This is a genomic window from Pseudoalteromonas carrageenovora IAM 12662, from assembly GCF_900239935.1.
Lineage (GTDB): Bacteria > Pseudomonadota > Gammaproteobacteria > Enterobacterales > Alteromonadaceae > Pseudoalteromonas > Pseudoalteromonas carrageenovora.
This window is the reverse complement of the sequence record NZ_LT965928.1, coordinates 3,563,387-3,578,009: the sequence shown is the minus strand read 5'-3', so window position 1 is coordinate 3,578,009 and position 14,623 is coordinate 3,563,387. Positions and strand designations below refer to the sequence as shown.

Here is a 14,623-nt window from a genome sequence, read left to right as displayed (position 1 = left end):
TTCCCTTTATTTAAAATTATTTTAGAAGTAACCGCGAATACCTAGTGCAAAACTACGCCCAGGTCGTGGTGCTATATCTTTTACAAACGAGCTGTGCACGCGTGCTTCTGTATCTGTTAAATTAGTGCCTCGTAGGTACACAGACATATCTTGATTTAATACTGAAAGGTCGTAAGAGATGCTTGCATCAACCAATGTGTAACCGTCTGTTGCTGTTTCTTGAGGGGCTGTGCGGTCTTGCTCTTGGTAGCGAGTAACGTGAATATGTGCACTGAGTTTATCTGTTTGATAGCTTAACTCGCTGCCAAAACGAAGCGGTGGAGTACGGGGTAAATCGCCGCCGTCTTTAAGGCGTGCACGAACGTAATCTGAGAATAAATCTACTTTAAATTCATCGGTTAACTGCCACGCAATTTGCGCTTCAAACCCGTGTAAAATTACGTCGTCTGTTTTAAATAAATAAACCGGTAGTTCTGATGAATGGTCGTGTTCGTCAGTGCCTTCTTCTTCATCACCATGGTCGTGGCCACTTTCAGCGAATAAACCAGTGTCTATTTGGTAATAGTAATTATCTACTTGGTTGTAAAAGGCATTTAAAATAAAGCCAACATCACCTTGGGTTTTACGAAAAGTTAAATCGATATTATTGGCTGTTTCTAGGTCAATTGTTTGATCAGATAAACCTAAATGGCCGTCTTCATCTAAATCAAATAGTGCACCTACTTCGTAAGTGCCAGTACCAATGTGTGGCCCAAACGATAACAATTCAGAGGCAGAAGGCGCACGTTCAGAGCGCGATACAGAAAGTCCTAAATTATAGTTAGGTGTAAAATCCCACACTACGCCTGCCGATAAACTGATTGGCGTAAATTCGTGCTCTACGTCAAATACACGAGTGGTTTCTGCGCTTTCTTCGTGGTCGTGATCATGCTCGTCGGCTTCTTGCGCCTCATCGTGTGCATGAGCGTCAATATTTGGCAGTAACACGTCGCCTGCTTCAATGGTTACACGCTCTATACGCCCACCTACTTGCACTAAAAAATCACCAAAGTGTCTTTCTTCCATTAGCGCTACAGCAAAGCTTTCGGTTTCTGATGGAGGAGTAAAGGCCTCTTCACCTTGTGCTTCAACATCGCTTTGTTTGTAATGAAAGCTAATGCCGCCATTCCACTCGCTAAATTGGTTATGCAGTAAGTCTATGCGTAATTCGTTTGTTTCGTTTTTAAATGTGGTGCCTACAGCGCCACCTTCAATTTCAGCGTGTTCGTAGTCGGTGTGGCCAACGCGTAGGTTTACTTTGTTTAGCCATTTATTATCTAGGTTGTACTCACCTAATAATTGCACTTTTGTTTGCTCTAAATCAGCAAATACGCTTTCTTCTTCGTCGCTGTGTTCTTCCTCTTCTTCATCGCCGTGCGTATGGCCCGGAATACCGTATTGACGATTAAATTGCTCTACTGCTAAGCCAATAAAGCCGTTATCCATTAAGTAGCTAGCGCCAACAGTAAAACCGTCAGACTCTTCATTACTGTTTTCAACAGTGTAATCGCCACTATTGCCTTCACCGTCGCTATCTATATCGGCAGCTACAGGCACCTCGTAGTCGTCGGCCTCACGCCAAAATGCATCGGCGTAAAAAGCCACAGAGTCTGTGCCTGTGGTGGCATTAAACGAGGCTACTTTTTGGTTATCTACTGAGTTATGTTCTACGTTCCACTCGCCGCGTGTTGTGCTATCGGTTGGTACGCGGCTATCTACCACATTAACTACACCACCAATCGCTCCGCTACCATAGAACAGTGTTGCTGGGCCGCGTAATACTTCAATTTGTTGTGCGGTAGACGCTTCTGATGCAACAGAATGGTCGGGACCAACGCGCGACACATCACTTACATCAAGGCCATTTTGAGTTATGAGTACACGCGGGCCGCTTAAACCACGAATAATTGGTGTACTGGCTACTTTACCGTGAAAGTTAGTATTAACGCCTGGGAGTTTTTCAAGGCTGTCGCCAAGTGTTGCAGCTTGTTGTCGTCTTAGTTGTTCGCCAGATAAAACGCTAACAGGTGAGGCAGATTCCATTGCCGACATATGAATAGGGGTTGCTTCAATATCAATAACTTCAATAGGCGAGCGCTTTAAATTAAACGTAACCGATTGGGTTTCATCATTCGTTATTGTTATATCGCGATGAAGATGCGCATAACCTGGCGCCACAACATGAAGCTCTTTTAAGCCATTGTTTAGCTCTGCAATAACAAATTTACCGTTTTCGTCGGTGGTTACTTGAAGGTCTGAACCTTCAACCTCTATGGTTGCGTTGGTAACTATTTTACCTTGATTGTTTAAAACAACGCCTTCAATTGTGGATGCCAGTACACTTGCTGGCAATAAAGCTGCGATGAGAACAGCTAATTGTGATCTAGGTTTCATTTGACTACCTTGTTAGATGTTATATTATATCAATTATGCGAGAAATGTTATAATGTATCAATAGTAATTAACTGTTGTTACTAAAATGTCTCCTTAAAAGTAACGCTTTTGAGTAGAGGCACTAATTTAGTAGAGGAAATAATGAAGTCGAGTCAAAGTGTTATGGATCGTATGGCGATTGGGTTATCGTTAATGTGTACAGTGCATTGTTTTGCAACCCCGGTTATTTTAGCGCTATTGCCAAGCTTTGCTGTACTGCAAATAGATAGTGAACAATTTCATTTATGGATTCTTGCAGCAGTATTACCCACCAGTTTATTAGCACTGAGCTTAGGCTGTAAAAAGCATAAGCGTAAACGTTATATGGCCTGCGGCGTTATTGGACTGTCTTTTATGATATGTGCGGTATTGCTAGGGCATGAAATAGCCGAAAAAGCGCTAACCTTAATAGGATCAGCGTTTATTGCTGTGGCTCATTGGTTTAATTACCAACAATGCCTTAAACAAAATGAGGATAATTGCCCGTGTTCAGGCGATGAATCTGATCAGGTAGCTTAGCGGTGTTAGTGCTACAAACAACTAACGTGTAGCACTTTAAATTAATACCCTAGTGTTTAAATTTTTTAATAGCTTAAAGTAATAAGTGGGTTAAAGTAGTCATCCAATATTGGTTTATTATGCTTGGCTTAGGTTAATGAATACTGCTTTAAAATCCCTGCTGTTACTTTGCGCTTTAATGTGTTTTAAATTAAGCGCAAATACCCCCTACCAAATCCCTAGAAGCAGCGTTATAGAGCTCACTGAGCCCGCAACCAATCGGGTATATCCTGTTTTTATTCAGCTCCCTAAGTCATATAAAAAGCACCCTGAAAAAATATATCCAGTTATTTATTTAACCGATGCACCGTATACGTTTCCTATTGTGGCGGGAGCTACGCGGTTTCCTATGAATACCGGTAAAATGCAGCAGGCTATTATTGTGGCCATTAGCTACGAAAAAGGCTCCAAAGGGTCTAATAGCCGAGTTAGAGACTACACACCAAATAAGGCTAAAAGCTGGAAAAAACAAACAGGTAACGCTCAAAACCACGCGCTGTTTTTAAAAAATACTGTACTGCCGTTTATACAAAGTAACTACCGAGCAAGTAGCACACAAAAAACCTATATAGGTAACTCTTTAGGCGGCTTATTTGGCGTGACTATTTTATTTACGATGCCCGATTTATTTAATAATTATATAATTGGCAGCCCATCAGTTTGGTTTAATAACAATGCGATTTTAGCGCTACAAGCAAATAAACCTAAATTGCCTACAAAGGTTTATATATCGGTAGGGGCAAAGGAAACCCCAAGCTTTAGTGAAGGGCAAAATATGGTGGAAGGGGCAAAGCAATTAATGCAAAAAATTAATGCACTTAGCAGTGACAATATTGAACTAAAAAGCGTTGTTATTGAAGGGGCGAGCCATTCAACTGCCTTTCCTACTACGGCGATACAAGGGCTTGATTGGGTGACAGCAAATAAGCCCTAATATTTATAAAGGCACTAAAAGCTTAAGCGCTTTCAAGTGCCTGCTTCCAGCTTGCCAGCACTTCAATAAACTCTGGACCAATACCACAGCAGCCGCCAATAACACTTGCGCCCTGGCTGTACCACGTCTTTGAAAAATTTAGGTATTCTGCAGGTGAAATATCGCGGTACGCTTGCGATCCTTCGTTGGCTTTGTAGTCGCGCGCTATAGGTGTAAAGCCATTAGCAAACGCCCCTAAAACAACACTTTTATTTTGCTTGGCTAATACTGCGTTAGTATCGCTAAAGGCTTGCTCTATAACCTCAGGGATTGAGCAGTTAAAGAAAATACCAGCAACGTTTTGTTCAAGCAAAGCCGCTACTGCGTCACTTACCAGTTCACCAGAGCGAAGTTTAGCTTGCTCGCTTACCACATCATTTAAGGTAAATGCGTAATAACATGGCTTGTTTGAGCCTTTAAGTACGCTTGCCATAACGTGTGCTTCTTCAATGCTCGATATGGTTTCGCCAATCCATAAATCTACGTGCTCGTCTTGCGCTTTATATAGCGTATCTAAAATAGTAAAAGCGCGTTCGCTCTCAAATAGCTCTGGGCGGTAAGAGCCAAATGCGGGTGGTAATGAGCCTGCTACTAATACATTTTGTTTAGCGTTTTGAGCTACTTCTTTTGCTATAACGGCAGCTTGCTGTGCAAGGGCTGCACCTTGAGCTTGGTATAGCGCTTCACCTAAATGAAAGGGCACACAAGCATAGCTATTAACGGTAATAATTTCAGCGCCTGCGTCTATAAAACCTTGGTGAGCCTGCGTTACAAAATGCGGGGCTTCTATTAGTGCTTGTGCACTCCACAGTGGCTGTGTAAAAGGCGCGCCAATACGCTTAAGTTCGCGTCCCATACCGCCATCTAAAATAGTGAGTTTATTCATAACAAGCCTTTGTGTATCTGTACAATATGGCGCTATTCAACCATGTTTTTAATAAAATCATAATGAAACTTCATCACATTTAACATGAAAGAAGCTCAATGCTTTTCAATAGGTATAAAAAAAGCGACATCTCGTAGGAGAGTCGCTTATTTAAGTAAGATTGAGCTTACTTATAAAATACCTCTACCGTACCTTTTACTTTCATAAGTAATGGCTGACCGCGACGGTCTAGCGCTTTAGGTGCGGCAATTTTAATCCAACCTTCGCTAATGCAGTATTCTTCTACGTCAAAGCGTTCTTTGCCATTTAAGCTTACGCCAATTTCGTGTTCAAACACTTCTTCTACGTAATGCTTGCTACGTGGGTTAATAGAAAGCTGATCAGGTAATGCTGGTTTTGTTGAATCGGTCATGGTTTTAATCTTTATTAAAAAGTGATGCGCTATTGTAGGCAATCCACTCAATACGCTCAAGGTTTAATGCTTAGCTACACAATACAAAGCCAAGTATTAACAGTGCTATCCAAATTGTTTCAGCAATAATCATTATTATTGGTTTTAAGCCTACCTCGGTGAGTTTACCTAAGTTTGTTTTCATACCAATGGCGGCTATGGCGGCAATTAAAAAGAATCGAGAAAGCTCGTTAGCGGTTTCGAGCACGATAGCTGGTAGGTTAAAGGTGCTGTTAATAAGCATTAAAATAACAAAGCCAATTAAAAATCCTGGTACTTTTGGCAACTCGCCATGGTTACCTTTATTTGAGCGATTAATAACCACCATCATAATAAGTACTACTGGCAACAGCATAGCCACTCGTACTAGTTTGGTAAGTGTTGCTATATCGCCAGTTTCGGGCGATACCGAATAACCCGCACCGACTACTTGGGCTACATCGTGTATAGTGCCACCTAAAAATACGCCTGCGTTATGTGCATCAAATTCAAGGTAGTTAACCACAATAGGGTATAAAATCATCGCAATGGTCGACATGGCCGTTACGCCAATTACGGTAAGTAACGTATCGCGCTCTTTATGCTCGCTGTTTGGCATAATAGATGAAATAGCTAGTGCTGCTGATGCACCACAAATAGCGACTGAGCCGCCGGTGAGTGCGCCAAAGCGTTTTTGCAAACCAAATACACGGGCAAGTATTACGCCCAAAATAATGGTGGTAAATATAGCGCCAGCTAGCATTAGGGCTGTTTGCCAGCCCAGTGTAACCAAATCGCCCAGTGCTATACGTGTGCCAAGTAAAACAATGCCTACGCGTAAAACCGTGGTGCCAGTAAAGTCTATGCCTTTAGCGCACGGGCTATCACTTTGATATAAAAACGACACCGCCATACCTAATAATAAAGCAAACAGCATAGCGGGTGCGCCATAGTGCTCACTTAAAAATAAAGCGGCAAGGCCAGTCATTGCAGCAATGCTGGCACCTTGCCATAACGGGGAAATTTTTACTTTTAATGCACCACTTAAGTTTTGCATTAGGCGTTGGCTGCCGTAAGGGCAACAAGTACTTGGCGTTTGCGCTCGCCAGTAAATGGGCGACGGCCATGCATAGCCATTTCGTTATCAACTAAGGCTACATCGCCATCTTGCCATGCTAAATCAAAGGTATAGTCTTTTGATAGCTCAACAATTTTTTCAAGTCCTTGTTTAGGAATAGCGCTACCATCGCCAAAAGTAATAGCAACTGATGGATTTTCGCGTACGCCTTTCCAACCCATGTAAGCGGCAATAAGTTGGTTATAAAAAACCTGTACGCCGTTTTCAAGCGTAACTACTGCAGGTAAAACCGGAGTAATTGCTTTTAAAGAGCCATCTTCTAGCCATTCCCACTCGTAACCTAGCTCGGTAAGTTTGCTATGCGCTTCGTCTTTGGTTTCAACGCTTAGGGTGCTTTTCCAGCTGCGGCCTTGGCCCGATGTTGCATCGTCGGCTGCGGGCATATAAGTGGTGTACTTTAAGCCTTTTTGCTCAAAGTCATCGGCTAATTGGCTATCAAATTGCTTTAATGCGCTAAATAATTTATCTGAGCGACAAAGCGGTGTCGCGCCGCCTTCCTCAGCTGCCGATTTACAAAAAAAGAACAGCTTACTTGGCGAAATAGGTGTTTGTGCCATTTCGTGATGAAGGTAAATTTCTACATCTTTGGGTGCTTCGTTAGCGGTAAATACACGCTCGGTAAAGTTAATACGTACCGCGTTAGATAGCGACTCTTGGTACGTAAAGTTGTCGTAATCAAACCCCGCTGAAAACGTATCAAAGGTTTCGGCGCTATCAACAGGAAAGCCTCTAAACAATACAGCGCCTGAGCTGCGTAGTTTTTTAGCCAACTCGCTTTTGTGAGCGCGAATAAAAGCTACCGCTTCTTCAACGGTGCTGGCGTTATTGTTATTAACCACAATGCACGGAAAAACCGAGTCATCAAACGTTAATTGAGTAGGCACTTGGGCATAGTTAAGTTCGGTAGCTGACATTTTATTATCCTAATCGTAAATAGGGTGAAAACGGTTAAAGGCAGCTTCACAAAAGTGCCCAGGGTCGTTAAAACGGCGGTTGCTATTAAGCGCAGAAATTTGCGCCATTTCTTGCTCTGTTAATTCAAAGTCGAACAGCGCGAGATTTTCTTTCATGCGTTCAAATTTAGAGGTTTTAGGAATAATGGCAGTGCCGCGTTGCACGCCCCAACGCAGCACAACTTGTGCTGGTGTTTTGCCATGGTTTTGCGCCGCAGCTTTTACTACGCTTTGCTCAAGTACCGACTCTGTTTGATCGGCCATTTCAAGCTCAAGGTACGAAAGCGCACCGAGCGGCGAAAACGCAGTAACCGGAATATCGTACTGTTTGGCAAGCCTTATTATTCGCTCTTGCGTTAAATAAGGGTGCGACTCAATTTGCAGCATGGCAGGCTTAATTGTTGCGTAGGTCATTAAATCGTGAATAAGTGCGCTTGAGTAGTTACACACACCAATGCGTTTTGCTTTGTTGTTATGTACTTGCTCTTCCATTGCTTGCCACGTTAAGTGTAGCGGCACTTTTGCCAGCTCCATTTGTGGGTTTTGTGCATCTGGGTCTACAAACCACTCTGGTGGGTAGCGTGTTTCGATTGGTACAAACGTTTGCGCAATCGGAAAGTGAATTAAGTATAAGTCGAGGTACTCAAGCTTTAAATCGCTCAAAGTTTTATCAATGGCTAGCTCTACATGCTCTGGCGCATGAAAGGTGTTCCATAGCTTTGACGTAACCCATAATTCTTCGCGAGTACAAAGGCCGTCGTTAATTGCTTGGGCTATGCCATCGCCAACTTGTTCTTCGTTGCCGTAGTCTGATGCGCAATCAAGGTGGCGGTAGCCTGCTTTAATGGCTTGGTATACTGTTTGTGCACAATCTTCTTGTGCTACTTTCCATAAACCGAACCCTACTGGAGGGATGTTATTTAATGAACTCATTGGGAATTCCTGTTAAAATTGCATAATGACTTAGGTCTTGTATAAGACATAAGTTATTATACGAATCTAACAGTGTCAACACTGTGTTAACGTTAAAGTCGTAAATGGTTAAGTTAAAAAACCTGCAGGCAGCAAAAAGGCAGCGTTTGCTGCCTTTAAAAAATATTTAATAAGTGTGCGCTAATATAAATAATTAGCGGCTAAACGCGGTGAATCAATCAAGTTCAATTTGGTAGTGGTAATGATCGCTACGGCATCGGCTTAAACGGTATTCTATGCGTTTACCTTCGATTGATTCGGTAATGCGCGATACTAATAAAAGTGGCTCGCCTGCTTTAATCGCCAGTAGTTTAGCGTCGGTTTCATCTGCTAAAACGGCTTTAATGCTGTCTTGGGTTTTATGTACAGTTTGGTTAAATTTGGTTTGGTAGTAATGATACAATGTGTGCGGAATATCACTACTTTGATGTATATCAGGAAAGAAGCTTTGTGGTAGATATATAGTTTCGCTCATACAAAATTCGTTATCGAGAATGCGTCTGCGTACAAGCTTAGTGACTTTGTCTTTTTTATTAAGTTGCAGCGCATCAATAACATCCTGTGGTGCAGGGCAAAGCTCAACTGATAATAGCTCGGCTTTAGGTAGGTCGGCGCCTTTACCGTCGGCCTGTAGCGGAAAAAACCTAAACAAGGCATCTTGCGCGGTATGCTCAGATACAAACGTACCAACACCTTGGCGTCGAGTGACTATTTTATCGTCAGTTAATAAATTAAGTGCTTTACGAACAGTGCCTTGGCTTACATTAAATTCTTCAGCAAGGCGAAATTCGCTTGGTAATGCTTCGCCAGGAACCCAGCGTCTCTCTACAATGAGCTGTTTAATATAATCAGCCACTTGTAAGTAAAGTGGTTGAAAAGCCAAGCTTGGGCCACTTAATTTGTGATCAAACATAGAGTTACTCATTGTTATTTACCATTAAATATAATCCACCTGTATTTATATCATAGGTGAAAACTTTTGCGCATCTTTGCGCAAGCTCAATTAATTGTGAACTATTGCAATACAGTTTGTTTTTACATTATGCCTAAAAACAAATCGTTACACTACAATAGCGCACATCTAGGAAATTTAAAGTGCTCAGTATTTCGTTAGAACTCATATTGATTATGGCACTGTGCCTAAGCCTTGCCACCATAATGCAAACGCTTAGCGGGTTTGGCTTTGGATTGCTGGTGGTTGCCAGTTTTACGCTGCTAGATGTTTTACCGCTCACCGCGACTACATTTTTAGTGAGCTTATTGGGTTTGGTTAACTCCACAACGGTGGTGGTTAAAAACCGCAGCTCGGTAAAAGTTCCCGAGCTTAAACTAATGTTGTATACCGGCATTCCGTTAATGCTGATAGGTTTTATACTGCTTGAATATATGTCGTCGCATTTAACGCAATTTTTAAACTTTATTTTAGGAATTAGTATTTTGCTGTGTTGTGGCTTAATGCTAATTGGCCGTGAAAGAGCGAACAAACAAAGCAGTAGTAGCTCATTTTTAATTGCCGGCGGCGTAAGTGGTTTGCTGGGCGGGCTGTTTTCAACTTCGGGGCCGCCGCTGGTGTTTCAGTGCTATAAACAAGCTTGGTCTATTGAGGCCATACGTAGCACCTTACTTGCGGTATTTACCATTGGTGGCTTAGTCCGTGTTGGTATTGCCTTATTTGGCACCTTACCCGAGCTCGACATTATGTTTTTAATTGCAGCGGCCATACCGCTGGTATTATTAGTAACGCAATTTGCTCGTAAATTAACGCCTTACGTCGATGCAAAATGGATTCGTATAATAGCAATCGCATTGCTTGGCCTAAGTGGCGTTTCGCTGGTGGCTACATCGGCACCGGGTATATTTTAAAAGTAACGATGTAAATTAACTTAACTTGAGTTTATTTACGTTGACATGGGGATTACAATTATTTAACTTGTGTCTTATACAAGACTAATAATTGGTTAAGGAACTCCCATGAATGCATTTGAATTACGTGAGCCAGACTGGAACGCAATAGAGCCAGCACGCTTGACTGCAGAGCCTAAGTTACAAGGCCATGTGCTAGTTTTACCGACTCAATTTGGCGAGGTTAGCGTTACAATAAGCCAGTTTGGTTTACGTTTAAATGCAGGCACCACGCATGACGAGACGTTTAAAATATTAACCACCACCCCTTCAAACTTACCGCTATCACTTAATAAATTAGACCAAGGCTTTGCAGCCACCGCCGGTGAGTACCGCTTAGAATTTTACAGCGACCCGTTTTACTTTAAGCTTTATAAAAACGATAAATTAGTACAGCAATCAGCAACCGATGGCCACTTTGTGCGCCAGCACCGTTTACCGCCACTGGCTAAAACCGATAACGGTTGGATTTTAAGCCTAGAGCTTAATTATGACGAAGCCGTATACGGGCTTGGCGAAAAATGGGGCAAGCTTGATAAACGCGGCCAACTTATTCGTTCATACAACCACGATGCGCTAGGCGTCAACGCCGAAAAGTCTTATAAAAACACACCGTATGCATGGAGCCCAGAGGGCTGGAACTTATTTGTACACACACCAGCGCCTGTTACACATGGTGTAGGTTACGCGCTTTGGTCGCAACGTGCTTATGTGTGTTTAGTAGAAGACGACGCGCTAGATGTATTTTTATACCAAGAGCAAACGCCTGCACAAAGTATTAATCGCTACTGCGAGCTAACTGGTTTTGCACCGGTACCACCACAGTGGAGTTTTGGTGTTATTTTATCAAAAGCGTACTACAAAGACGCCAACGAGCTATTAAGTGTCGCCCGCGAAGTACGCGCTAAAAATATGCCGTGCGATGTAATAACTCTTGATGGCCGTGCATGGCAAGACACCGACACCCGCTTTGCCTTTGAGTGGGATCCAACACGTTACGCCGACCCAAAACCTGTGCTTGATGAATTAAAAGCCATGGATTTTAAAATTTGCGTGTGGGAATACCCAATGATCTCGGTAAACAACCCATTATTTGCTAAAGCGGCCGAAAACGGCTGGCTAATAAAAGACAAACGCACAGGTAAAGCGTATCAATACGAGTGGGATTTAAGCCCATTTGGCGAAGTACTTACGCCATTACCGGAGTCGGGTATTTTAGATTTTACTCATCCCGATGCTTACGAATACTGGCTGGAGTCGCACAAGCCATTGTTTGAGTTTGGCGTAGATATGATAAAAGCAGACTTTGGCGAACAGCTAGAAGACGAAAACATGGTATCGCACAGTGGCGACAGCGGCATTAGACTGCATAATGTTTATAGCATGCTGTACAACCGCTGCGTTTATGAAGCCGCAGAAAAGTACTGCAAAACAGGGCCATTTTTATTTAGCCGCTCAGCGTGGACTGGCAGCCAACGTTTCCCTGCACAATGGGGTGGCGACCCACAAGCCGATTGGCAAGGTTTAGCAGCGAGCATTCGCGGTAGCTTAGCGTGGGGCATGTCGGGCGGGCCATTTTTTGCAACCGACATTGGTGGTTTTTACAAAGATACGCGCGATGCAGAGCTTTATGTTCGCTGGGCGCAAGCGTCGGTATTTAGTGCGCACATGCGTTTACATGGCATTGGCCCACGCGAACCGTGGTCATACACCGAGCAAGCAAGTGACGCGGTATTTGCAGCGCTTAAATTACGCTATCAGTTAATTCCTTACTTACAAGAATGTGCAGAGCAAGCGCAGCAAACTGGGCTGCCTATTCAGCGTGCTATGGCACTGGCGTTTCCTGATGACGTACTGGCACATAGTTTCGATCAGCAATTTATGTGCGGCGAAAAACTCCTTGTTGTGCCATGTGTTGTACCAAACGGTAAAGTTAAATTTTATTTACCACAAGGCGAGTGGGTGCGATTCCCTGATGGGCAGGCGTTCCAAGGCGGCAAGTATTACGAAGAAACACTTGAGCTTACACAAATGGCCGTATTTGTTCGTAAAGGCGATACGCTCATGCTAGGCCCAGAGGTTCAACACACAGAGCAAGACATGAGCCAGCTAACAGCATGGCCAAAATAAAACTCGGTTAATAGCAAACACACACAACACACGTAACACACACAATAATAAAGATATTAGCTTACTTTTTACCGAGTAAAGTAAGCTAAAAGGGGCGTAAGATGGAAGGTATGAACATTACCATGACACTGCTATCGTGCTTGGCGTTTATGGCGCTGGTAGGATATATCTCGTACCAAAAAACCAAAGGGGAAGTTAACACCCAAGACGGCTACTTTTTAGCGGGGCGTGGTTTAACGGGTACATTTATAGCGGGGTCGATGATCCTCACTAACTTATCGGCCGAGCAACTTATTGGCCTTAATGGCTCAGCGTATGGTTACAACCTAAGTTCAATGGCGTGGGAAGTAACAGCTGGGGTATCAACTATTATAATGGCGCTGATCTTTTTACCGCGCTATTTAGCCGGTGCGTTTTCTACCTTACCTGAATTTTTACGGGATCGTTTTGACGATACAGTTCGCCGCATGACGGTGATCTTATTTATGGTAGGGTATTGTTTTATAACGATCCCTTCTGTTTTGTACTCAGGATCAATCGCCGTTCTTAGGCTGTTTGATGTACCTACCTTATTAAATATGAGCTACCAAGCAAGCTTAATTGTAACCATTATTACAGTAGGCTCCGTGGGCGCTATTTACGCGGTATTTGGCGGTTTAAAGGCAGTTGCAGTATCAGATACCATTAACGGTGTTGGGTTATTAATTATTGGTATTTTAGTGCCTACACTTGGGCTTATTGCCCTTGGCGATGGCAATTTTGCCGATGGCCTAAGTACACTTGTAAACACCGATACCGAAAAGCTTAACGCCATCGGTAGCAGTGAAGATCCCGTGCCATTTGGCACCATTTTTACCGGTATGATCCTCGCTAATTTATTTTACTGGGGCACAAATCAGTACGTGATCCAGCGTACATTGGGCGCCAAAAACTTAGTAGAAGGTCAAAAGGGCGTGTTGTTTTCAGGGTACTTTAAAGTGCTAGTGCCCTTTATGATGATGATCCCAGGCGTAATTGCGTATCACCTTTACAAGCACGAAAGCTTACAAACCATTGATTTAGCTTACCCACATTTAGTTAAAGATGTACTGCCTCAGTACTTATCTGGGTTCTTTTTAGCGGTGCTACTAGGTGCGGTATTTAGCTCGTTTAATTCACTGCTAAATAGTGCAGCCACATTGTTTTGTTTAGATGTTTACAAACCAATGAAAAAAGACAAAGTAAGCGATGAAAAGCTAATTAAAGTGGCCAAAATTACCAGTATTGTAATTGCTATATTGTCGTTTATTACTGCGCCATTACTGATGTTTGCGCCAGAAGGTTTATGGCACATTATTCGTGTATTTACAGGCTTTTATAACATTCCGGTCATCACAATTGTATTAGTGGGTTTGTTTACCCGCAAAGTGCCTGCACTGGGCGCTAAAGTGGCCATTATCTTCCATATTATTGCCTACACTTTGCTTAAATTTGTGTGGGACGTAGACATTAACTTTATCCATATTTACGCCATTTTGTTCTTTATAGAACTCGCGATTATGTTGGGTATTGGTTACTACAAACCCCTTGCAACACCTTGGGTATTTACCCGTAAAGCAGAGGTAGACCTTAATCCTTGGAAATACGCATTACCTTGCGCCATTGTATTAGTAAGCTTGATTGTTAGCTTATATATATTATTTTCGCCACTCGGATTGGTTGGTGGAACCAGTGTGTACTTTGTACCAAGTTTAGCTGCTGTATGGTCTACAGCCTTAGTGCTTAGCTGGTGGAGTGTACGCCGATGGCATAAGCGTTACGAAAATAGCTTAGCGCATATTGGCGTTGCTAAAGGCACATAATACCAATGTGCAATAATACTTAATCATTTTGCGGGGCTAAACGTGTCGCTACCTGCGTTAAAAAATTCTCATTTAGAATAACTAAATAGCGAATTTTTTGCCTAGCTATCAACACGTTTTTCCAGCCTCAAAATAGATTACTTAATTAAGCGAGTTGGTATAACGCGCCGATATTCTGTATATAAATTTAAAATTACAAATTATTCACATAATGATTGCATTTAGAAGATTGTTTGTTTAAGTTTAAAGCTCTTGTATAAGACATAAGAATATGTAAGAAAAGTATTTCAACACACTGACACCGCTTTATTAGCAACCCACACAATTGCTAGCGCGGTACCACACAGCACACACGCACAATATGGAGA

At 42.6% G+C, this 14,623-nt stretch carries 12 protein-coding genes; 5 read left to right on the top strand and 7 right to left on the bottom strand.

Annotated elements, in window-relative coordinates; translation table 11 throughout:
* Window positions 1-21 precede the first annotated feature (21 nt).
* Window positions 22-2,433, bottom strand: coding sequence for a TonB-dependent receptor (locus tag ALFOR1_RS16195; protein WP_104643573.1), 2,412 nt, complete (start codon window positions 2,431-2,433; stop codon window positions 22-24).
* A gap of 141 nt (window positions 2,434-2,574) precedes the next feature.
* Between ALFOR1_RS16195 and ALFOR1_RS16190 the strand changes: the two genes are divergently transcribed.
* A complete protein-coding gene (locus ALFOR1_RS16190) occupies window positions 2,575-2,991 on the top strand; it encodes a MerC domain-containing protein (protein WP_104643572.1) in 417 nt (138 codons plus the stop codon).
* A gap of 136 nt (window positions 2,992-3,127) precedes the next feature.
* Window positions 3,128-3,964: an alpha/beta hydrolase gene (locus tag ALFOR1_RS16185; RefSeq protein WP_104643571.1), complete on the top strand. Its 837-nt coding sequence runs from the start codon at window positions 3,128-3,130 to the stop codon at window positions 3,962-3,964.
* A 22-nt stretch (window positions 3,965-3,986) separates the two neighbouring features.
* On the opposite strand, the gene ALFOR1_RS16180 is transcribed toward ALFOR1_RS16185, so the two are convergent.
* The 6 genes from ALFOR1_RS16180 to ALFOR1_RS16155 all read right to left on the bottom strand — a co-directional run bounded on the left by ALFOR1_RS16180 (window position 3,987) and on the right by ALFOR1_RS16155 (window position 9,307).
* Window positions 3,987-4,889, bottom strand: coding sequence for a homocysteine S-methyltransferase family protein (locus ALFOR1_RS16180; protein ID WP_058547769.1), 903 nt, complete (start codon window positions 4,887-4,889; stop codon window positions 3,987-3,989).
* A gap of 166 nt (window positions 4,890-5,055) precedes the next feature.
* Complete coding sequence (locus ALFOR1_RS16175; protein WP_004586033.1) at window positions 5,056-5,301, bottom strand: DUF3297 family protein; 246 nt, start codon at window positions 5,299-5,301, stop codon at window positions 5,056-5,058.
* Between the two features lie 70 nt (window positions 5,302-5,371).
* The gene (locus ALFOR1_RS16170; protein ID WP_104643570.1) at window positions 5,372-6,376 is read right to left on the bottom strand and encodes a YeiH family protein; all 1,005 of its coding nucleotides are present in this window, start codon (window positions 6,374-6,376) and stop codon (window positions 5,372-5,374) included.
* The gene (locus tag ALFOR1_RS16165; RefSeq protein ID WP_104643569.1) at window positions 6,376-7,371 is read right to left on the bottom strand and encodes a TauD/TfdA family dioxygenase; all 996 of its coding nucleotides are present in this window, start codon (window positions 7,369-7,371) and stop codon (window positions 6,376-6,378) included. The genes ALFOR1_RS16170 and ALFOR1_RS16165 overlap by 1 nt, the downstream gene beginning before the upstream one ends.
* Before the next feature lie 9 nt (window positions 7,372-7,380).
* Window positions 7,381-8,343: an aldo/keto reductase gene (locus ALFOR1_RS16160; RefSeq protein WP_104643568.1), complete on the bottom strand. Its 963-nt coding sequence runs from the start codon at window positions 8,341-8,343 to the stop codon at window positions 7,381-7,383.
* A 214-nt stretch (window positions 8,344-8,557) separates the two neighbouring features.
* Window positions 8,558-9,307 carry a GntR family transcriptional regulator gene (locus ALFOR1_RS16155; protein ID WP_058547765.1) on the bottom strand — a complete coding sequence of 250 codons (750 nt, stop codon included), beginning with the start codon at window positions 9,305-9,307 and terminating at the stop codon, window positions 8,558-8,560.
* A gap of 170 nt (window positions 9,308-9,477) precedes the next feature.
* Between ALFOR1_RS16155 and ALFOR1_RS16150 the strand changes: the two genes are divergently transcribed.
* The 3 genes from ALFOR1_RS16150 (at window position 9,478) to ALFOR1_RS16140 (ending at window position 14,255) form a co-directional block, all read left to right on the top strand.
* On the top strand, window positions 9,478-10,245 hold the full coding sequence (locus tag ALFOR1_RS16150; RefSeq protein WP_227006924.1) for a sulfite exporter TauE/SafE family protein: 768 nt from the start codon (window positions 9,478-9,480) through the stop codon (window positions 10,243-10,245).
* A 108-nt stretch (window positions 10,246-10,353) separates the two neighbouring features.
* Entirely contained in the window at window positions 10,354-12,414 is a 2,061-nt protein-coding gene (locus ALFOR1_RS16145) for a glycoside hydrolase family 31 protein (protein WP_104643567.1), read from the top strand.
* Between the two features lie 101 nt (window positions 12,415-12,515).
* Window positions 12,516-14,255 (top strand): solute:sodium symporter family transporter, encoded by a 1,740-nt coding sequence (locus ALFOR1_RS16140; RefSeq protein ID WP_173827062.1) that lies wholly within the window; start codon window positions 12,516-12,518, stop codon window positions 14,253-14,255.
* Window positions 14,256-14,623: the final 368 nt, after the last annotated feature.

Excerpts from the sequence above, each read along its gene's own strand:
- ALFOR1_RS16195 (WP_104643573.1), bottom strand. The coding sequence starts at position 2,433 with ATGAAACCTAGATCACAATTAGCTGTTCTCATCGCAGCTTTATTGCCA.
- ALFOR1_RS16190 (WP_104643572.1), top strand. The coding sequence starts at position 2,575 with ATGAAGTCGAGTCAAAGTGTTATGGATCGTATGGCGATTGGGTTATCG.
- ALFOR1_RS16185 (WP_104643571.1), top strand. The coding sequence starts at position 3,128 with ATGAATACTGCTTTAAAATCCCTGCTGTTACTTTGCGCTTTAATGTGT.
- ALFOR1_RS16180 (WP_058547769.1), bottom strand. The coding sequence starts at position 4,889 with ATGAATAAACTCACTATTTTAGATGGCGGTATGGGACGCGAACTTAAG.
- ALFOR1_RS16175 (WP_004586033.1), bottom strand. The coding sequence starts at position 5,301 with ATGACCGATTCAACAAAACCAGCATTACCTGATCAGCTTTCTATTAAC.
- ALFOR1_RS16170 (WP_104643570.1), bottom strand. The coding sequence starts at position 6,376 with ATGCAAAACTTAAGTGGTGCATTAAAAGTAAAAATTTCCCCGTTATGG.
- ALFOR1_RS16165 (WP_104643569.1), bottom strand. The coding sequence starts at position 7,371 with ATGTCAGCTACCGAACTTAACTATGCCCAAGTGCCTACTCAATTAACG.
- ALFOR1_RS16160 (WP_104643568.1), bottom strand. The coding sequence starts at position 8,343 with ATGAGTTCATTAAATAACATCCCTCCAGTAGGGTTCGGTTTATGGAAA.
- ALFOR1_RS16155 (WP_058547765.1), bottom strand. The coding sequence starts at position 9,307 with ATGAGTAACTCTATGTTTGATCACAAATTAAGTGGCCCAAGCTTGGCT.
- ALFOR1_RS16145 (WP_104643567.1), top strand. The coding sequence starts at position 10,354 with ATGAATGCATTTGAATTACGTGAGCCAGACTGGAACGCAATAGAGCCA.
- ALFOR1_RS16140 (WP_173827062.1), top strand. The coding sequence starts at position 12,516 with ATGGAAGGTATGAACATTACCATGACACTGCTATCGTGCTTGGCGTTT.